The 17,594-nt window shown below is 67.6% G+C and carries 18 protein-coding genes; 5 read left to right on the top strand and 13 right to left on the bottom strand.

Going from position 1 to position 17,594, the window contains the following annotated elements; translation table 11 throughout:
* Positions 1-278 precede the first annotated feature (278 nt).
* A complete protein-coding gene (locus BoBH3_RS17025; RefSeq protein WP_262332032.1) occupies positions 279-1,628 on the bottom strand; it encodes a nucleotide sugar dehydrogenase in 1,350 nt (449 codons plus the stop codon).
* 211 nt (positions 1,629-1,839) lie between these two features.
* Between BoBH3_RS17025 and BoBH3_RS17030 the strand changes: the two genes are divergently transcribed.
* The 3 genes from BoBH3_RS17030 to BoBH3_RS17040 all read left to right on the top strand — a co-directional run bounded on the left by BoBH3_RS17030 (position 1,840) and on the right by BoBH3_RS17040 (position 4,321).
* Positions 1,840-2,292, top strand: coding sequence for a hypothetical protein (locus tag BoBH3_RS17030; protein WP_262332033.1), 453 nt, complete (start codon positions 1,840-1,842; stop codon positions 2,290-2,292).
* 90 nt (positions 2,293-2,382) lie between these two features.
* Complete coding sequence (locus BoBH3_RS17035; RefSeq protein ID WP_410050625.1) at positions 2,383-3,399, top strand: MraY family glycosyltransferase; 1,017 nt, start codon at positions 2,383-2,385, stop codon at positions 3,397-3,399.
* Positions 3,392-4,321 carry an NAD-dependent epimerase/dehydratase family protein gene (locus BoBH3_RS17040; RefSeq protein WP_262332034.1) on the top strand — a complete coding sequence of 310 codons (930 nt, stop codon included), beginning with the start codon at positions 3,392-3,394 and terminating at the stop codon, positions 4,319-4,321. Before BoBH3_RS17035 ends, BoBH3_RS17040 begins: the two co-directional genes overlap by 8 nt.
* Here BoBH3_RS17040 and BoBH3_RS17045 read toward each other — a convergent pair.
* Genes BoBH3_RS17045 through BoBH3_RS17055 form a run of 3 tightly spaced genes read right to left on the bottom strand, consistent with a single transcriptional unit; the run spans position 4,245 to position 8,543 of the window.
* Positions 4,245-6,209: a nucleoside-diphosphate sugar epimerase/dehydratase gene (locus tag BoBH3_RS17045; protein ID WP_262332035.1), complete on the bottom strand. Its 1,965-nt coding sequence runs from the start codon at positions 6,207-6,209 to the stop codon at positions 4,245-4,247. The genes BoBH3_RS17040 and BoBH3_RS17045 overlap by 77 nt on opposite strands.
* Before the next feature lie 57 nt (positions 6,210-6,266).
* Complete coding sequence (locus tag BoBH3_RS17050) at positions 6,267-7,025, bottom strand: TetR/AcrR family transcriptional regulator (RefSeq protein WP_262332036.1); 759 nt, start codon at positions 7,023-7,025, stop codon at positions 6,267-6,269.
* A 36-nt stretch (positions 7,026-7,061) separates the two neighbouring features.
* Positions 7,062-8,543: a cobyric acid synthase gene (locus tag BoBH3_RS17055; RefSeq protein WP_262332037.1), complete on the bottom strand. Its 1,482-nt coding sequence runs from the start codon at positions 8,541-8,543 to the stop codon at positions 7,062-7,064.
* A 349-nt stretch (positions 8,544-8,892) separates the two neighbouring features.
* Between BoBH3_RS17055 and BoBH3_RS17060 the strand changes: the two genes are divergently transcribed.
* A complete protein-coding gene (locus BoBH3_RS17060) occupies positions 8,893-10,044 on the top strand; it encodes an aminotransferase (protein ID WP_262332038.1) in 1,152 nt (383 codons plus the stop codon).
* A gap of 58 nt (positions 10,045-10,102) precedes the next feature.
* Here the strand turns inward: BoBH3_RS17060 and BoBH3_RS17065 are convergent, their stop codons facing one another.
* The 6 genes from BoBH3_RS17065 to hisF form a co-directional block, all read right to left on the bottom strand.
* Positions 10,103-11,422: a hypothetical protein gene (locus BoBH3_RS17065; protein WP_262332039.1), complete on the bottom strand. Its 1,320-nt coding sequence runs from the start codon at positions 11,420-11,422 to the stop codon at positions 10,103-10,105.
* Between the two features lie 104 nt (positions 11,423-11,526).
* Positions 11,527-11,877: a RidA family protein gene (locus BoBH3_RS17070; protein ID WP_262332040.1), complete on the bottom strand. Its 351-nt coding sequence runs from the start codon at positions 11,875-11,877 to the stop codon at positions 11,527-11,529.
* 129 nt (positions 11,878-12,006) lie between these two features.
* Positions 12,007-12,453: a YqaA family protein gene (locus BoBH3_RS17075; RefSeq protein ID WP_262332041.1), complete on the bottom strand. Its 447-nt coding sequence runs from the start codon at positions 12,451-12,453 to the stop codon at positions 12,007-12,009.
* 159 nt (positions 12,454-12,612) lie between these two features.
* Positions 12,613-13,587: a type I pantothenate kinase gene (coaA, locus tag BoBH3_RS17080; protein WP_262332544.1), complete on the bottom strand. Its 975-nt coding sequence runs from the start codon at positions 13,585-13,587 to the stop codon at positions 12,613-12,615.
* Positions 13,588-13,657: 70 nt separating this feature from the next.
* Positions 13,658-13,978 carry a phosphoribosyl-ATP diphosphatase gene (locus BoBH3_RS17085; protein ID WP_262332042.1) on the bottom strand — a complete coding sequence of 107 codons (321 nt, stop codon included), beginning with the start codon at positions 13,976-13,978 and terminating at the stop codon, positions 13,658-13,660.
* A gap of 1 nt (position 13,979) precedes the next feature.
* Positions 13,980-14,744: an imidazole glycerol phosphate synthase subunit HisF gene (hisF, locus tag BoBH3_RS17090; RefSeq protein WP_262332043.1), complete on the bottom strand. Its 765-nt coding sequence runs from the start codon at positions 14,742-14,744 to the stop codon at positions 13,980-13,982.
* 98 nt (positions 14,745-14,842) lie between these two features.
* Between hisF and BoBH3_RS17095 the strand changes: the two genes are divergently transcribed.
* The gene (locus tag BoBH3_RS17095; RefSeq protein WP_262332044.1) at positions 14,843-15,643 is read left to right on the top strand and encodes a transporter substrate-binding domain-containing protein; all 801 of its coding nucleotides are present in this window, start codon (positions 14,843-14,845) and stop codon (positions 15,641-15,643) included.
* 24 nt (positions 15,644-15,667) lie between these two features.
* On the opposite strand, the gene hisA is transcribed toward BoBH3_RS17095, so the two are convergent.
* From hisA to BoBH3_RS17110, 3 genes are read right to left on the bottom strand one after another with little or no spacing between them, the layout of a single operon-like run.
* Positions 15,668-16,408, bottom strand: a complete 741-nt coding sequence (gene hisA / locus BoBH3_RS17100; RefSeq protein ID WP_262332545.1) for a 1-(5-phosphoribosyl)-5-[(5-phosphoribosylamino)methylideneamino]imidazole-4-carboxamide isomerase — start codon at positions 16,406-16,408, stop codon at positions 15,668-15,670.
* Positions 16,396-17,052: an imidazole glycerol phosphate synthase subunit HisH gene (gene hisH, locus BoBH3_RS17105; protein WP_262332045.1), complete on the bottom strand. Its 657-nt coding sequence runs from the start codon at positions 17,050-17,052 to the stop codon at positions 16,396-16,398. The genes hisA and hisH overlap by 13 nt, the downstream gene beginning before the upstream one ends.
* On the bottom strand, positions 17,049-17,537 hold the full coding sequence (locus BoBH3_RS17110) for a DUF2628 domain-containing protein (RefSeq protein WP_262332046.1): 489 nt from the start codon (positions 17,535-17,537) through the stop codon (positions 17,049-17,051). The genes hisH and BoBH3_RS17110 overlap by 4 nt, the downstream gene beginning before the upstream one ends.
* Between the last annotated feature and the right edge of the window lie 57 nt (positions 17,538-17,594).

Below are 17,594 nucleotides of genomic sequence, written 5' to 3' on the forward strand. Positions count from 1 at the left end.
TTGCACCGTTGCGGGCTCGGGGTTTGGCCGCCACGGCGTCCAGGATGCGAGCCGCGCGAAAGCTTCGCTGGTCGGCTTCGTAATGGTTTCGGCGGTCGGCATCGACTGCATGCAGCCTGAAAGCATGAAGCCGGTGAGACATACGGCCGCGCGGGTCGGGCTCGACAGCATCTTCGCCGCTCCTGCTGTGGAAATGGATCGCGAGCGGGCAGACCATGCCGGGCCGAGCTTTGGCGAGTCAACCTTCCGGAACGACAGATGCGGACGAATCGACCGGCTCAGGCCTTCACGACATGCGCCGCGGACGCCCCGTTCCGCTCGCAGGCATTGCGCGTGTCGATGACGAGCCGGGCCTGCGCGACCAGGGCCTTGTAGTCGACCGCGTCGTGATCCGTCGCGATCAGCACGGCGTGGTAGCTGCCCACCGTCCCGTCCAGAAGCTCGACCGAGCGCCGCCCCGCCAGCGCTGCATGCTCGCGTGTGGGCGGGATCACCGGCACGAAGGGGTCGTGATAGTCGACCGTCGCCCCGCGCTGCTCGATCAGCTCGATCAGGCGCAGCGACGGGCTTTCGCGCATATCGTCGACGTTCTTCTTGTAGGCCGCGCCGATGACGAGGATCCTGGCGCCGTTCAGCCCCTGGCCGAGGTGCTGATCCAGTGCCTGGGCCAGCTTCTCGACGACGAGGCGCGGCATGGCCGTGTTGATCTCGCCCGCGAGCTCGATGAAGCGCGCCGTGATGTCGAATTCGCGCGCCTTCCAGGACAGGTAGAACGGATCGATCGGGATGCAGTGCCCGCCGAGCCCCGGGCCGGGATAGAAGGGCATGAAGCCGAAGGGCTTGGTCTTGGCGGCGTCGATCACCTCCCAGATATCGATGCCCATCGCCGCGTAGATGACCTTGAGCTCGTTGACGAGCGCGATGTTGACCGAGCGGAAGATGTTTTCGGTCAGCTTCACGGCCTCGGCCGTCGCGGTCGACGAGACCGGAACGGTGGTTACGACGAGCTGGCCATACAGCTCCTGCGCGATCCGCAGCGCCTCAGGGCCGTCGCCTCCCACCACCTTCGGGATCGCAGCCGTGCCGAAATTCGGATTGCCGGGATCCTCTCGCTCCGGGGAGAAGGCGAGATAGAAGTCCTGGCCGCTCTTCAGGCCCGTCCGTTCGAGGATGGGCCTGACGACCTCGTCCGTGGTCCCCGGATAGGTCGTCGATTCGAGGACGATGAGCTGCCCCTTCCGCAGGCGGCCGGCGATCGCCTCGGCGGTCTTGGTGACGAAGCTGAGATCGGGCTCGCGGTGGCGGGTCAGCGGCGTCGGCACGCAGATGATCAGGCCATCGGGCTCTTCCAGCCGGGAGAAGTCATCTGTCGCCAGGAAGCGCCCGGCGCGGGCTGCGGCTTCGAGCTCTGCGCCCTCGATGTGCTTGATGCCGGTCCGGCCCCGGTTGAGGTCTTCGACGCGCGCCGCGTTGATGTCGAAGCCAAGAACCTCGTACCCCGCCCGCAGCGCTGCCAGCGCCAGCGGCACGCCGACATAGCCCAGGCCGATGATGCCGACCTTGAAGCTGCGATCCTGCACGCGCCGGAGAATGTCGCTGGCGGGCCCGGTCTGGATGGTCTCGTGCATGGCTTTCCCGGTGCCGGGGCGGCGCGTGCCGACCGGCTCCGGATGCTCTATGCCGCCGCTCGCGGCCCGGCAAGCCGAGGCGGTTAGTTGCAGCTGTGAAGCGCGACCTGCATGAGCGGCGCCCCTCCCCGACGCTCCCATGGATCGAAACCGTATCTCGCGCGTTGTTTCGCCGGAGCGCCACAATCAGGCGCAAGGAGCACGACACAATATGATGACGATCAGGCAGACAGCCGCTTCCCTCGCAACGGTTCTGATGCTGGCCTCGCCGGCCATGGCGCAATCGCAGCGCTCGCTCGGCCCCTCGACGGGTACGGTCAAGATCGAGCAGGTCCAGGCGGGCTTCATTGCCTCGGGTGAGGTCGGCGGCGGCACCTTGCGCTATCAGGGCCGCTCGTACCCGATCACCGTCGGCGGCCTCGGCGTCGGCTCCATCGGCGCCTCTCGCACCGTTGCGTCCGGAAATGTCTATGGCCTGCAGCGTGCCTCCGATCTCGCCGGCGCTTATGTCCAGCTCAAGGAAGGTTGGGCCGTCGGCAATCGCGGCCGCGGCTACACCTGGCTGCGCAACGACAAGGGCGTGACGCTGCGCCTGGCCTCGCAGAGGCAGGGCCTTCAGCTTTCCCTTGGCGCCGATGGCGTGCTGATCGGCTTCAAGAACTGAAGTCGGCCCGCGGCCACGTCGCCGCCATTGTGGGTCGTCTGAAGCTCTAGGCTTTTGCGCCGCCTCGACTATGGTGCAGGCGCTTTGACGATCCTCCTGATCCCTCCCGCGATCCTCGTCGCCGCCGCCGTGATGGCGGCGGCGCTTTGCGTCGCGCTGCGCCCGCTCCTGCTGCGCTATGCGCTGGCGCGGCCCAATGCCCGCTCGAGCCACAAGGTGCCGACCCCGCAGGGCGGCGGCATCGCAGTGCTGGCCGGCGCCTTCCTCGCCTTGGGCATGGCGCTTTGGCTGAGCCCGGTCGAGGCCGAGGCCGGTCGAGGTCTTTTCGTCCTTGTCCTGGCAACAGCGGCACTCGCCGCCGTCGGCGCCTGGGACGACATCCGGCCGCTGCCGGCGAGCCTGCGGCTCGTCCTGCAGGCGGCCTGCGTCGGCATTGTGCTGTTCGCGGTGGCGCCGGAACTCCGCCTCTTTCCGGAGCTGATGCCCCTGGCGGTCGAGCGGGGACTCGCGCTGCTGGCGGGTATCTGGTTCGTCAACCTCGTCAACTTCATGGACGGGCTCGACTGGGTCACCGTCGCAGGCATCCTGCCGCTGGCCGGCGCGCTCGCGCTGGCGGGAAGCCTCGGCGTCATCGATCCCGTCACGGGCTGGCTCGCCGCCGCGCTCTGCGGCGGGCTTGCCGGCTTCGCGCCCTTCAACCGGCCGGTGGCGAAGCTCTTTCTCGGCGATGTCGGCTCCCTGCCGATCGGCCTCGTCACCGCCTATCTGCTCTACCGTCTCGCCGGCGCCGGCCATCTGGCCGCGGCAATGATCCTGCCCCTCTACCATCTCGCCGATGCGACCATCACGCTGCTCAGGCGCCTCGCACGCGGCGAGAGGGTCTGGGAGGCGCATCGCTCGCATTTCTACCAGCAGGCGACGACGAACGGCTTCAGCGTGCTCGCGGTCGTCGGGCGCGTCGCGCTCCTGAACCTCGCCCTCGTCGCTCTTGCGGGCCTCTCCATCGCGCTGCCGGAGCTCCCGTACCAATTCGTCTTCCTCGCCGCTGCCGCCCTGCTGACCGGCCTGCTGCTGCGCCGTTTTGCCAACGGACCCCGCCATGGCTGACGGGCGCATCCTCCTGACGGGGGCCAGTGGCTTCGTCGGTCCGCATGTCGTGGCGGCGCTGCTGCGGGCGGGCTATCGGCTGCGCCTCGCCCAGCGCCGGCCAGGAGCGGCGCCGGAAGGCGTCGAGACGGTCGTCACGGGTGATCTCTCGGCACCGGCCGATTGGACCGCCGCGCTGGCCGGCGTCGATCATCTCGTGCATATGGCCGGGCTCGCCCATGCCGGGCCGGGCCTCGACGAGGCGCTCTATCGCCGCATCAACACGCAGGTGACGCTGGAGCTGGCCGGAGCCGCCGCCTCAGCCGGCGTGAAGCGCTTCGTCTATCTCTCCTCGATCAAGGCCCTCTCCGGCGGCTTCGACGGCCCGCCGCTTTCGGAAGACGCCGAGCCTGCGCCGGCAGATCCCTATGGCCGCTCCAAGCTGGCCGCCGAGCACGGGCTTGGCCGTCTCGACCTGGACTGGGTCGCGCTGCGCCCGGTGCTGGTCTACGGGCCGGGGGTGAAGGCCAATATGGCAGCGCTGCTCAGGCTGGCCCGCTCGCCCCTTCCTTTGCCCCTTGGCGGCCTGAAGGCCCCCCGTTCGCTCCTGGCGGTCGAGAACCTGGCGGATGCCATCCTCTTTGGCCTGACGCCTGCCTGCCCGGCCCGACAGGCCTATACCGTCTCGGACCCGGAGCCGATCAGCGTTGCGGGCATGCTCGCGGCGATGCGGGCGGGGCTAGGGCGTTCGCCCGGCCTGCTGCCGGTGCCGGAGCGGCTGCTCAGGGCGATGGCGCGGCTGGCCGGGCGCGAGGAGACCTTCCTGAAGCTCGCCGGCAGCCTGGTCGCGCGGCCCGGCCGCCTGCTCAGTGCCGGCTGGCGGCCGCCGGCAGAGACGAAGGCTGCGCTGGCTGAACTGGCGCGGTCGGCTCGCGACGGCTGAAATCGGGGATCGCTTCGTCGAGTACGGCATTGGCCGCCTCGCGATCGTCGCTCTTCACCGCCGTTTCCAGTCGGGCAAGCCAGGACAGGATCTTGGCTCGGCCGGCGAAGATCGGCTTCGCCGCCATGACGCCGTCGAGCCCGGTCTCGGCCATCGGCTCGTCGCGGGCGAAGAGGATCTCGTTCAGCCGCTCGCCGGGCCTGACACCCGAGACCACGATCTCGATATCCTCGCCCGGCTCGAAGCCGGCGAGCCGGATCATCCGCTCGGCGAGGTCCATGATCCGCATGGGCTGGCCCATCTTGAGCACATAGACCGCGGCGCGCTCCGCCTCGGGGCCATCGGCGCGAGCATGGGAGGCGGCGGTCAGCACGAGGTCGCAGGCCTCGCGGATCGTCATGAAGTAGCGGATCATCTCCGGGCTGGTCACGGTGACCGGCCCGCCGCGGGCGATCTGTGCCTTGAATTTCGGCACCACCGAGCCCACCGAGCCCAGCACATTGCCGAAGCGCACCGCCACGAGGCGGACGCCGGAAGCGGCCGCGACGAACTCGGCATCGCGCGACTGCGCATACATCTCGGCGAAGCGCTTGGTCGCGCCCAGCATCGAGACAGGCTCGATCGCCTTGTCGGTCGAGATCATCACGAACGTCTTGGTGCCGGCGGCGACGGCGGCGTCGATGACATTCATCGAGCCGAAGATATTGGTCTTGATGCCTTCGCTCCAGTCCGCCTCGAGATAAGGCACATGCTTCAGCGCGGCGGCATGGATCACGATGTCGGGCTTGAACGCGGCGAAGAGCAGCATGATCCGCTCGCGGTCGCGCACATCGGCCAGCACGCCCGAGACGGCCGTATCCGGCGCCTGGACGGCGAGCTGCTCCGTGATCTGGAACAGGGCGGGCTCGGAACTCTCGACGACCAGGAGCTCGGACGCACCGAATGCGGCGCAGCGCAGGCAGATCTCCGAGCCGATCGAGCCGCCACCGCCGGTGACGAGCACGCGCTTGCCCTTCAGGAAGCCGCCGAGCCGCTCGCGGTCGATCGCGACCGTGGAGCGCACCAGCAGATCCTCGATCTCGAGCGGCGCGATCTCCGTGTCGCGCCCGCCTTCGCCCAGCGCCTCGATGCGCGAGATCGGCAGGGCGAGCTTGCGGGTGCGCGAAAGCCAGTTCTCCGGCTTGGCCTCGGGCGTCAGCGCCGAGGGCGTGGCGACGATGCGGCGGAAGGGTTCGCCGCGTTCGACCGCATCGTTGGCGATCCGCTCGATCTCGGAGAGAAGTCCGAGCACCGGCACGCCGCGGATCGACTGGTTGAGATCGTCGATGCGTGGCGAGAGAATTCCGGCCGGTCGCAGCCTCCGCATGGTGCCCGCTTCCATGGCGCGGATCACCATCTCGACCTCGACGCCGCGTCCCAGGATCAGGGCCGGCAGGGTGGCCTCACGCACGGCGCTGGTGCGCGAGCGGGCATATTTGAAGTAGCGATAGCCGATGCGCGGCCCGCCCAGCAGCGCGATCTGGACGAGCCAGTAGAGCGCGATGGTGATTTTGCCGAAGTAGAAGGCGCCGTAGAAGTTCGGCGCGACCAGCACATAGTCGACCACCAGCAGCGTCACGGTCAGTACCGAAACCGCCTTGACGATGTTCGACAGGTCCGGGAGCGAGGCGAAGCGCCATTTCGACCGGTAGAGCGAGAAGAACCAGTAGACCAGCCCGGCATAGACGACGAAGGGCGGCAGGAACTGCGGCAGGTAGCGCATATGCTCCTGCAGTTGCCATCCCTCGAAGCGGACGATGAAGACGAGGCAGATCGCCAGCGCCGTCACCACGAGGTCGTGGAGGACGATGGCTGTCTTCTTGAAGTTCTGTTTGGGGTGGGCGGCCATTGCAGGGGCGGTATCCCGCTCCCTAGACGGCTTGTCAACGCGCCGCGGCGTAATCGCTCAGTTCGCCTTCGGCCTTGCTTCCAGTGCGCTGAGGACGAAGGCGATCAGCTCGTCCGGCGAAGGGCCGGGGATGCATTCGCATTGGCTGATCAGCAGCGGATGCATGAAGCGGATCATTGCGGTGCGGATGCAGCCGGTCGCATGAGCCGGATCAACCGGCCGGAATTCTCCGCTGGCCACGCCCTCGGCGACCACACGCCGCAGCACGGCATCGAAACGCTCGATATGGGCGAGGATCGCGTCCCAGCTTTCCTCCATCGCGGCGCAGACCATCTCCTGCATGCGGGCATGGCCGGCGAAGCGGGCGACGTTCAGGCGGAAGGAGGTGGCGAGGATGTCGTGCAGCCTCTCGGCGGCCGGGCGGTCCTCGGCGGCAATGGCGGCGATGGCCTCTTCCTGCTCGCGCTTGTAGCGCTCGAGCACCGCCTCGTTGATCGATTTCTTGGAATCGAAGAAGCGGTAGACGTTGGCGGGGCTCATCCGCAGGGATTTCGCGATGTCGGCGACAGTCGTCTTCTGGTAGCCGATGTCCCGGAAGAACCGTTCGGCTGTGTCGACGATGATCTGCTTGGTATCGCGTTCGGTATGGCTCACGGCGGCGCGGGCTGGTTGATTTTCAATGAATGCGGTGAAGGTTTGATCACTATGACGAATTTCGTCATTCGTCAACGCTATGGCGAATAACAGTTTTTGACTTTGATTCGCATCAATCCCGCCCAGCCCGATCCTGACAACCTGCTGACGGCCGCCTTTCAATGAACCGATGGTGGCGAAGCTGGTTCCCTGCGGGCGTCACTTCGCCGGAATTGGCGCCCTGGCGAGCGTCAGCAGCGCGTCGATGTCGAGATGGGTGGCGAGATGAGCTGCCAGCCCATCCAGAACCCGGTCGACCTCGCCCTCATAGTCCAGCGAGGATGCTCTGGCTTCGCCGGCGATGCGGCTGAGCCAGGCGCCGCGCACGGCGTCGGACGCAAAAGCGCCGTGCAGATAGGTGCCCGCGACGCGCCCATCCGGGCTCGACGCGCCTTCCGGCCTGCCTTCGACACGAAAAGGCGCGCGAGCCGTGTCGTGGCCCTTCGTCCGGCCGAGATGGATCTCGTAGGCCCGGCCTGGGACCCCGGTAGTGGCATCGCTGAAAGCGGTCTCCCGGACCGTCTTCTGCGCGTCGAGCGTCGTCTCGACATCGAGCAGGCCGAGTCCCTGCGCTTCTCCAGCCGGCCCTTCGATGCCGAACGGATCGCGCACCACCCGCCCGAGCATCTGGTAGCCACCGCAGAGCCCAATCACATGCCCGCCGCGGCGGCGATGCGCCAGGATGTCGATGTGCCAGCCTTCACGCCTCAGTGCGGCGAGGTCACGCAGGGTCGTCTTCGAGCCGGGCAGGACGACGAGATCGGCGTCGCCGGGCAACGCCTGACCCGGTCCGATCATGGCAAGATCGACGTCGCTCTCCAGCTTGAGCGGGTCGAGATCGTCGAAATTGGCAATGCCCGGCAGCACCGGCACCACGATCTTGAGCCGCGCGCCGCTCTTCCGGCCCGAGCGGATATCGAGCCCGTCCTCGGCCGGCAGCCGCGCGGCCTCGGTAAACCAGGGCACCACGCCGAGGCAGGGCCAGCCTGTCGCCCGCCGGATCGTCTCGACGCCCGGCCCGAACAGCCCGACATCGCCGCGGAAGCGGTTGATCGCGAAGGCGCGGATCATGGCGCGGTCGTCCGAATCCAGCACCGCATGGGTGCCGACGAGGCTCGCGATCACGCCACCCCGGTCGATGTCGCCGACCAGCACGGCGGGTACCCCGGCAGCCCGCGCGAAGCCGAGATTGGCGATGTCGCGGGCGCGCAGGTTCGTTTCGGCCGGCGAGCCGGCGCCCTCGACGATGACGAGATCGGCGTCCGCGCGCAGGCGTTCGAAGCTTTCGAGCACCTTCGGGAGGAAATCGCCGCGTCTCGCGAAGTCGCGCGAGGCGAGGTGGCCGGCGACGCGGCCCTGCAGGATGATCTGGCTGCCCTGCCCGCCCTCGGGCTTCAGCAGCACCGGGTTCATGTCGGGATGCGGGGCGATCCGGGCGGCGCGCGCCTGCAGCGCCTGCGCGCGGCCGATCTCGCCATCGGCGGTGGCAGCGGCATTGTTCGACATGTTCTGCGGCTTGAACGGCCGTACCTTCAGCCCACGGTCGGCGAAGAGCCGGCAGAGCCCCGCGACGATCAGCGATTTGCCGACGTTGGAGCCGGTGCCGAGAATCATCAGCGCTGGAGCGGGGGAGCGGGCCATCGACCCTGCTTAGAGCATTTTCGAGCGAAGTGGATACCGGATCGCGGGACGAAAATGGGCCAAGACAAAGCGTTAGAGCATTCGGGCTCTCGGAGGAAAAACCTCCTGACATGGCTCGCCGGTCCACTGCGGCAACCTGCTGCGCCAAAGGGGCGAAGTCGCAACTGGCCACCGCCGAGGACCGGCTTGACGTCAATAAATACTGACCTGTGATGAATGTCAACATTCATCACTCGGCATTCGACGTAAGGATCCACGAGGCCGAGATGGCCGGATTCGGCGTGCGAATGGGCGCCGGGCGTGCTACAGCCGGCGCCCGCAAATCCCGCGTCCAATCGGCCGAACCGACATGAATCCGATTTTCTCCGCCCTTTCGACCAGCGTCTTCGAGGTGATGTCGGGGCTGGCGCGTGAAACCGGCGCGGTCAACCTCGGCCAGGGCTTTCCGGACGATCCGGGCCCGATCGACGTGCGGCAGAAGGCCGCCGACGCGGTGATCCATGGCTGGAACCAGTATCCGCCGATGATGGGCATCCCCGAACTGCGCCAGGCGGTCGCCACCCACTACAAGCATTGGCAGGGCCTCGACCTTAATCCCGAGACCGAAGTGATGGTGACTTCGGGTGCGACCGAGGCGATTGCCGGCGCGCTGATGGCGCTGGTCACGCCTGGCGACGAAGTCGTGCTGTTCGAGCCGATGTACGATGCCTATGTGCCGCTGGTCCGGCGCGCCGGCGGCATCCCGAAATTCGTCACGCTCACCCCGCCGCATTTCGGGCTGACGGAGGAGGCGCTGGCGAAGGCCTTCTCGCCGAAGACGAAGGTCGTGCTCTTCAACAATCCGCTCAACCCGACCGCGACGATCTTCAGCCCGGCCGATCTCGATCTCCTTGCCGATTTCTGCATCCGGCACGATGCCATCGCGATCTGCGACGAGGTCTGGGAGCATGTCGTCTTCGACGGCCACCGTCATGTGCCCGTGCTCGGCCGGCCCGACATGCGCGAGCGCACGGTCAAGATCTCGTCGGCGGGCAAGATCTTCTCGCTGACCGGCTGGAAGGTCGGGCTCGTCATGGCGGCGCCCTCCGTGATGCGGGTGCTTGCCAAGGCGCACCAGTACATCACCTTCACCACCCCGCCGAACCTGCAGGCCGCGGTGGCCTACGGTCTCGGCAAGGATGATGGGTACTTCGAGGGCATGCGGGCCGATTTCCAGCGCTCGCGCGATCGCTTCACGGCGGGCCTGCAGGACCTCGGCTTTTCCGTGCTGCCCAGCGCCGGCACCTATTTCCTCAACGTCGACATCGCCCCGCTGGGCGAGACCGACGACGTCGATTTCTGCCGGCGTCTGGTGACCGAGAACGGCGTCGCGGCGATCCCCGTCAGCGCTTTCTATGCCGAAGGCGCGGTGAAGAACGTGGTGCGCTTCTGCTTCGCCAAGCGCGACGCGACGCTGGACGCCGCGCTGGAGCGGCTGGCGCGCCTGCGCCGCGCCGCCTGAGCATCACAGGAAGCTGGACCGCCACTTTGCGTCCGAAAGGCCGAGTCGCGGTCTAGGTTCAGGCCGAGCGCGACTGTGCCGGCGTAGCTGCCCGGATGAAGGCTGGCACGGTGGCGAGGCGCTTCTGCAGCGCCATCGCATCCGTCGCCAGCCCTGCACCGTGCAGGGCCGCGATGGCGGTGGCGATCCGGCTCAACGCGTCATGGGTCATGGCCGGATCGTGACACCGCTCCGCCAGGCGGATCATCGCCAACGCCTGATTGACCGAACTCTTCGCCCATAGCAGCGGCATGGTCTCCCGCCGGCGCTCCTTCAGCGCCCCGCCGAAGGCGGCGATCGCTTCCTCCAGCACCACAGGCTCGCTGTAGCGTTCGCCCATGGCGGTCAGGACGCCGCCGATCCGATCCTGCAGATCGGCCCAGCGCAGCGGCTCGCCGGCGCGGTCGATCGCCTCGGAGACCCGGTTGAAGCCGTTGAAGGCGCGTTCGAGCAGGGCCAGGTCGTTGCGGCGCCCGCCGAGCGAAGCCCGCGCCCGCGCCATCGTCTGTTCGGCCTCGAGCCAGCCGGCTTCCTCCTCGCTGCGCTGCCACTGGGCGAGCAGCCGGGCGAGCGCGCCGATGGCCTCCTCCAGCAGCGCATCGTCCTCGCGCTCCTCGCCGATCGTCACGGCGAGCTTGCCGAAGCGCAGCATCAGGCCGCGCCACAGCAGCGGGGCGTCTTCGCGGCGCAGGTCCCGCAGGCCTGCACGGCAATGGACGAGGGCGTCGACGCGCCGATCGACTTCGCCGGCACTGTCGGCAATGTCTTCGAGCGCGGCGGCGAGCGCCTTGTGGGCGCCGGAAAAGGCGATCGGCTCTGCCCGGCTGTCGATCCCTTCGATCAGGCTGCGCAGCGCGCTGACGGCCGCGTCATAGCCTTCGCGCCCGCCGAAATCGGCGCTGATCCGCGCGAGCACCTTGGCTTGTTCCAGAGCCGCGCTGCTGCTGCGGCCGAGATCGGCGAGGCCGATCAGGGCGGCGGCCTCGCCATAGCGGGCCGCGGCCTCGCGATAGGCCTCCGGCGTCATGCGCAGGAAGCTGAGCGATGCGCGGTCGGCGCGATTCTCGCCGATCAGCAGCCGGCGCTCGGCCGGCAGGGCGGAAAGATCGCCCGATCCGTCGATCGCCTTCAGCTCGGCCTGTGCCAGCGCCTTGTCGGCATCGGCGAGGCGGCCGGCGACGAGCGCCGTCGCAGCCTCGTGCCGCAGGCGCCGGATTTCTCCCTCGCCCCGCGGCGTCGCCAGGCGCGCAGCCAGGGCGAGGAAGTCGGAGGCCTTGCGATCGAGCACGGCCTCGCTGAGTTCAGTGGAATCGGGACGGCGCAGCCAATCGGCCATCATCGCCGCCAGCACCTCCTCAGGGAGGTTGTGGCGGTTCGCGACGCGCGTCAGAAGCGGCGCGATCTCGATGGTCGGGCTGATGGCTGCCTCCCCCGGTTCCGATGTTACTTCGCGGCGATGACCGCGATCTCGACGGTGTACTGCGGCGCGGCGAGCTTGGCCTCGACGGTGGCGCGGCCGGGGGTCTGGTCGGGCAGGATCCACTTGTCCCAGACCGCGTTCATCTCGGCGAAGGTCGAGATGTCGGAGAGCCAGATGTTGACCATGAGCAGCTTCGACTTGTCGGTGCCGGCCTCGGCCAGGATGCCGTCGATGATGCTGAGGATGTCGGCGGTCTGCTCGCCGACGCTCTTGCCGGCGGCGTTGGCGGCAACCTGACCGGCCAGATAGACGGTGTCGCCATGGACCACGGCCTTGGACATGCGGGGGCCGACGCCGATACGCTTGATGCTCATAGTCATATCTCCTTGAGGGAGGCCCTCGGTAGCCCGGCCCGGCCGATTAAGCAAACGCTCAAGTAACGTAAATATTAAACCGAAATCGTTAAAAGTGTAATGACGGCGTGACGCAAGGACCGACGCCATTCAGGCGAGACTCAGCCACCCGGCCCAGAGGGCGCCGTAGCGTCCGGCCTTGCCGAGCAAGACCAGGATGATGAAGCGGCCTGCGGGATAGTTCAGCGTGCCGGCGACGAAGGTCAGCGGGTCGCCGACGAGCGGCAGCCATGACAGCAGCAGGGACGGCCAGCCGAAGCGGGCGAAGAAGGCCTGCGCCCGGGCGAGACTTGCAGGCGCCGGCCGCAGGCGTGTCGGCAGTCGGTCCACGCCGTGCCGGGCGACGAGCCGGCCCAGCCACCAGTTGAGGAAGGAGCCCGCGGTGTTCGCCAGGCTCGCCGTCAGGAAGAGCGCGAGCGGATCGACGCTGCGCGCCGCCAGCAGCCCCACGAAGACGGCTTCCGACTGCGCCGGAAGCAGCGTCGCGGCGAGGAAGGCCGCGCTCGCCATGCCGGCGAGCGACATGATGGATTCCATGGGGGTCCTAATGATGACGCGGTGGCGCAGCCCTCATCCTGAGGAGCGTTCCGAAGGAGCGCGTCTCGAAGGATGCTCCAGATGGTTCGGAGCCTCCGGGATCATCCTTCGAGACGCCGCTACGCGGCTCCTCAGGATGAGGGCTTGGGGATGTAACGCTTAGAGCCGCCGCAGTGCGACCTGCTGGATGCGGTGGCTCGCGCCCTTGGTCAGGATCAGGCTGGCGCGCTGGCGCGTCGGCAGGATGTTCTCCTGCAGGTTCGGCAGGTTGATCCCGGTCCAGAGCTTCTCGGCGATCGAGAGGGCCTCCTCCTCGCCGATCTCCGCATATTTGCGGAAGAAGGAGCGCGGGTCGCGGAAGGCCGTCTGGCGCAACGTCATGAAGCGGTTGACGTACCAGCGATGCAGGTCGTTCTCATCGGCGTCGAGATACACCGAGAAGTCGAAATAGTCCGAGACGAAGGGGATCACCGTCCCGTCCTTGGGCATGCGGCTCGGCTGCAGGACGTTGAGCCCTTCGAGGATCAGGATGTCCGGCCGCTCGACCGTCACCGTCTCGCCCGGCATGACGTCGTAGACGAGGTGCGAATAGACCGGCGCGGTCACCTGCGGCTTGCCGGCCTTGACGTCGGAGAGGAAGCGCAGGATCGCCGAGCCGTCATAGCTCTCCGGGAAGCCCTTGCGCTGCATCAGCCCGCGCCGCTCCAGCTCGGCATTCGGCAGCAGGAAGCCATCCGTGGTGACGAGCTCGACCTTTGGCGTGTTCGGCCAGCGCGAGAGCAGCGCCTTCAGCACGCGCGCCGTGGTCGACTTGCCGACGGCGACCGAGCCGGCGACCCCGATGATATAGGGCACCTTGACCTCGGACTCGGCCATCAGGAAGCGCTGGGTCGCCTTGAACAGCCCCTGCGTCGCCGCGACATAGAGCGACAGCAGGCGCGAGAGCGGCAAGTAGATCGCGACGATCTCGTCGAGCGAGATCGGATCGTTGATCGATTGCAGCTTGGTCAGGTCGTCGACCGAAAGCGTCAGCGGCGTGTCGGCGCGCAGATGCGCCCACTCGTCCCGGGAGAAGGCGCGGTAGGGCGAAACCAGCTCGCGTTCCGACGCTGTCGAGATCAGGCGCTGGTCCATGACACGACCTGCAATCCAGGCTTCGAGGTTCAAGAAAGGGTCATCCTGGCGCGGGTCCATCTCGCGGCACTCAACTTGGCCGGGCCGCCTTTTCCGCCAGTCCGGAACGGCCCGTCCGCTCTTCAAGCTGGCTCAAGACGTCCCGCAATGCAACATCGCGGGCCTTGAGCACGACCAAAAGATGATACAGCACGTCCGCGCTTTCGGCGATCAGCTCGGCCTTGTCGCCCTTCACGGCGGCGATCACGGCCTCGACGGCCTCCTCGCCGAACTTCTTCGCGGCGCGCTCGGGGCCGGCCGCGAGCAGCTTGGCCGTCCAGGATTCCTCGGGTGAAGCGGCGGCGCGCTCGGCGATGCGGGCTTCGAGGTCGGAGAGAGTGAAACCCGCCATTTCAGTCGAGCCTCATCCGCAGGCCGGCCTCGGCCATATACGCCTTGGCCTCGCCGATGCTGTAGGTGCCGAAATGGAAGATCGAGGCGGCGAGCACGGCCGAGGCATGGCCCTCGCTGACGCCCGCGACGAGGTCGTCGAGCGTGCCGACGCCGCCCGAGGCGATGACCGGAACCGAGACGGCATCCGCGATCGTGCAGGTCAGGCCCAGATCGTAGCCCGATTTGGTGCCGTCCTTGTCCATCGAAGTGACGAGCAGTTCGCCCGCGCCCAGCGAAACGACCTCGCGCGCGAAGGCGACGGCCTCGATGCCGGTGGCGTTGCGGCCGCCATGGGTGAAGATCTCCCAACGGCCGGGCGAGACCTGCTTGGCGTCGATGGCGACGACGATGCACTGGTCGCCGAACTTCTCGGCCGCCTCCTTGACGAATTGCCGGTTGGTGACGGCGGCGGTGTTGATCGAGACCTTGTCGGCCCCCGCGAGCAGCAGCGCCCGGATATCCTCGACCTTGCGCACGCCGCCGCCGACGGTCAGCGGCATGAAGCAGGCTTCCGCCGTGCGCGTCACGACATCGAGCAGGATGCCGCGGTCCTCATGGCTCGCGGTGATGTCGAGAAAGCAGAGCTCGTCGGCGCCGGCGGCGTCATAGGCCTTGGCGGCCTCTACGGGATCGCCGGCATCGACGAGATCGAGGAACTTCACGCCCTTGACGACGCGGCCGTCCTTGACGTCGAGGCAGGGGATGATGCGGGTCTTCAGGGTCATCGGCTGCACGCTGTCCTGCGGGTGCGGAGCCGGTTGATCGGAGCCTGCAACCCTGCTCTGCTGGCGCGGACTGATAGCAGTCCAAAGAGGGGAATTCCATGTCTATTGCGTTGATCTCACTTGCATCGATGGCTCGGCGGACCGGCCTGGCCGCCTGCTTCGCTTTTGCCGCCTCGTCCGCCTCGGCGCAGACTCCGACGAGCCTGCTCGACACCATCCAGAGCCGTGGCGCGCTGCAGGTCTGCACCACCGGCGATTACAAGCCCTTCACGCTGGCGAAGGACGGCTCCTTTGAGGGCATCGACATCGAGCTCGCGAAGTCCCTCGCCAAGGCGCTCGGCGTCGAGGCGAAGTTCGTCCAGACGAAATGGTCGGACCTGCTGACAGACATGGGCTCGGGCAAATGCGATGTCGCGATGGGCGGCATTTCGGTGACGTTGGACCGGCAGAAGAAGGTGTTCTTCTCCTCGCCCTATCTCGTCAACGGCAAGGCGCCGATCGTGCGCTGCGCCGACAAGGCCAAGTTCCAGACGGTCGCCGACATCGACAAGCCGGAGACGCGCGTCATCGTCAATCCGGGTGGCACCAACGAGCGCTTCGTGCGCGCCAACTTCAAGCAGGCCAAGATCGAGGTCTATCCCGACAACGTCACGATCTTCGACCAGATCCTGGCGGGCAAGGCCGACATCATGATCGCCGAGTCGATCGAGGTGAAGGTGCAGGAGAAGGCGAAGCCCGGGCTCTGCGCCGTCAACCCGGACGAGCCGCTGCAATATGGCGAGATGGGCTACATGCTCCCGCGCGGCGACGCCACCTTCAAGGGCTTTGTCGACACCTGGCTGCACCTCGCCAAGGCGACCGGCGAGTTCGGCAAGATCTACGACCAGTTCGTGCGCTGAGGCGCGGTCTATGCCGGGCGGCCTTCAGGCCGCCCGCGTAAGCCTGTCCAGCGCCGCGGCCGGGTCGATGCGTCCGTCATAGAGCGCGCGGCCCGTGATCGCGCCTTCCAGGATCGCGGCGTCGGGCGCGCAGAGCCGCTCGATATCCGCCATCGAGGCCAGCCCGCCAGAGGCGATGACCGGGATCGAAACCGCCTTCGCCAGCGCGATCGTGCTGTCCCAGTTGATGCCCTGGAGCATGCCGTCGCGGGCGATGTCGGTGTAGACGATGGCTGCGACGCCGGCATCCTCGAAGCGCCTGCCGAGATCGGCCGCCGCCAGCGAGGAGGTTTCGGCCCAGCCCTCCACGGCCACGAAGCCGTCGCGCGCGTCGATGCCCACCGCGACCTGCCCCGGAAATTCCTTCGCCGCCTCGCGTACGAAGCCGGGGTCGCGCACCGCCGCCGTGCCGATGATGACCCGCTTGATGCCCTTATCCAGCCAGCCCGCGACCGTCTTCATATCGCGTATGCCGCCGCCGAGCTGCACCGGGAAGGAGACGCGAGCGAGGATCGCCTCGACCGCTGCCGCATTCATCGGCTTCCCGGCGAAGGCGCCGTCTAGATCGACGACGTGCAGCCACGCGAAGCCCTGGGTCTCGAAATCGGCGGCCTGCGCGGCCGGATCGTCGTTGAAGACCGTGGCTTGCGCCATGTCGCCCTGCTTCAGCCGGACGCAGCGACCTTCTTTCAGGTCGATGGCGGGGAAGAGAATCATGGCTTCCAGCCCAGGAAATTGGCGATGAGTTTCAAGCCGAGCTTCTGGCTCTTCTCGGGGTGGAACTGCGTGCCGGCGATGTTGCCGCGCGCGACCATCGCCGTCACTGGCCCGCCATGGTGGGTCAGGGCGAGCACGTCCTGCGGGCGCTGCGGCGTCAGCGCATAGGAGTGCACGAAATAGGCGTGCAGCCCCTGCGGACCGGTCTCGATGCCTTCGAGAAGCGGGTGGTCGTCCTGCCGGTGCAGCGTGTTCCAGCCCATATGCGGAATCTTGAGGCTCTTGTCGTCGGGCTCGATCAGCGCGACGTCGCCCGGAATCCAGCCGAGGCCCTCGGTGATGGTGTATTCGAGGCCGCGCGAGGCGAGGAGCTGCATGCCGACGCAGATGCCCAGGAAGGGCCGGCCCTGCCCACGCACCACCTCTTCCAGCGTCTGCACCATGCCCGGCACGGCATCGAGCCCCCGCCGGCAATCGGCGAAGGCGCCGACGCCCGGCAATACGATCCGGTCCGCGGCGCGCACCACATCCGTGTCGCTGGTGACGTGGATGGTCGAGGCGATGCCGCTCTCCAGCGCCGCCCGCTCGAAGGCCTTGGCGGCCGAGTGCAGGTTGCCCGAGCCGTAATCGATGATCGCGACGGACTGGCTCATCGCCCCTTCGCCTCCGGGAACAGACCGATGATCGGCAGCGACCCACTCGGCGGCACAGGCGGGGTAGCCACTGCCGCGACAGCGCGGGGCACGGTCCTCTCGCCGGCCAGCGCCCGCTCGAAATAGCGGCGCTCGGCTTCGGGAAGGTCACGCGCCTCGACCACGTCGGCGAGGCGCCAGCCCATGCGGGCGAGCTTGCGGGTGACGAGGTTGTCGCCCTCGATGCCGAGGAACAGTGCGGCCGCCCAGTAGCTCAAGGTCAGCGCCACCGGATGCAGGCCGAAGCGGTTGCTCAGATAGATCAGCCCGGCGCCGGCGAGCACGAAGATGAGCGATGCCAGCCACAGCCGCTTGCCGAGCAGCCAGACGATCGTGAGCAGGAACGCGCTCTTGGAGAAGCTCTCCGGCAGCAGCCGCGCCTGTTCGATCTCGCCGCGCGCCCCGCCGGAGCCCGGCGGCGGCGTCATGACGGTGTAGAACGCCATGGTTTCCTCCCAGAGCATTTTCGAGCGAAGTGGGTACCGGTTCGCGTGAAGAAAATG

The organism is Allobosea sp. BH3, assembly GCF_025499465.1.
Lineage (GTDB): Bacteria > Pseudomonadota > Alphaproteobacteria > Rhizobiales > Beijerinckiaceae > Allobosea.

Excerpts from the sequence above, each read along its gene's own strand:
- BoBH3_RS17025 (WP_262332032.1), bottom strand. The coding sequence starts at position 1,628 with ATGCACGAGACCATCCAGACCGGGCCCGCCAGCGACATTCTCCGGCGC.
- BoBH3_RS17030 (WP_262332033.1), top strand. The coding sequence starts at position 1,840 with ATGATGACGATCAGGCAGACAGCCGCTTCCCTCGCAACGGTTCTGATG.
- BoBH3_RS17040 (WP_262332034.1), top strand. The coding sequence starts at position 3,392 with ATGGCTGACGGGCGCATCCTCCTGACGGGGGCCAGTGGCTTCGTCGGT.
- BoBH3_RS17045 (WP_262332035.1), bottom strand. The coding sequence starts at position 6,209 with ATGGCCGCCCACCCCAAACAGAACTTCAAGAAGACAGCCATCGTCCTC.
- BoBH3_RS17055 (WP_262332037.1), bottom strand. The coding sequence starts at position 8,543 with ATGGCCCGCTCCCCCGCTCCAGCGCTGATGATTCTCGGCACCGGCTCC.
- BoBH3_RS17060 (WP_262332038.1), top strand. The coding sequence starts at position 8,893 with ATGAATCCGATTTTCTCCGCCCTTTCGACCAGCGTCTTCGAGGTGATG.
- BoBH3_RS17065 (WP_262332039.1), bottom strand. The coding sequence starts at position 11,422 with ATGATGGCCGATTGGCTGCGCCGTCCCGATTCCACTGAACTCAGCGAG.
- BoBH3_RS17070 (WP_262332040.1), bottom strand. The coding sequence starts at position 11,877 with ATGAGCATCAAGCGTATCGGCGTCGGCCCCCGCATGTCCAAGGCCGTG.
- BoBH3_RS17075 (WP_262332041.1), bottom strand. The coding sequence starts at position 12,453 with ATGGAATCCATCATGTCGCTCGCCGGCATGGCGAGCGCGGCCTTCCTC.
- coaA (WP_262332544.1), bottom strand. The coding sequence starts at position 13,587 with ATGGACCAGCGCCTGATCTCGACAGCGTCGGAACGCGAGCTGGTTTCG.
- BoBH3_RS17085 (WP_262332042.1), bottom strand. The coding sequence starts at position 13,978 with ATGGCGGGTTTCACTCTCTCCGACCTCGAAGCCCGCATCGCCGAGCGC.
- hisF (WP_262332043.1), bottom strand. The coding sequence starts at position 14,744 with ATGACCCTGAAGACCCGCATCATCCCCTGCCTCGACGTCAAGGACGGC.
- BoBH3_RS17095 (WP_262332044.1), top strand. The coding sequence starts at position 14,843 with ATGTCTATTGCGTTGATCTCACTTGCATCGATGGCTCGGCGGACCGGC.
- hisH (WP_262332045.1), bottom strand. The coding sequence starts at position 17,052 with ATGAGCCAGTCCGTCGCGATCATCGATTACGGCTCGGGCAACCTGCAC.
- BoBH3_RS17110 (WP_262332046.1), bottom strand. The coding sequence starts at position 17,537 with ATGGCGTTCTACACCGTCATGACGCCGCCGCCGGGCTCCGGCGGGGCG.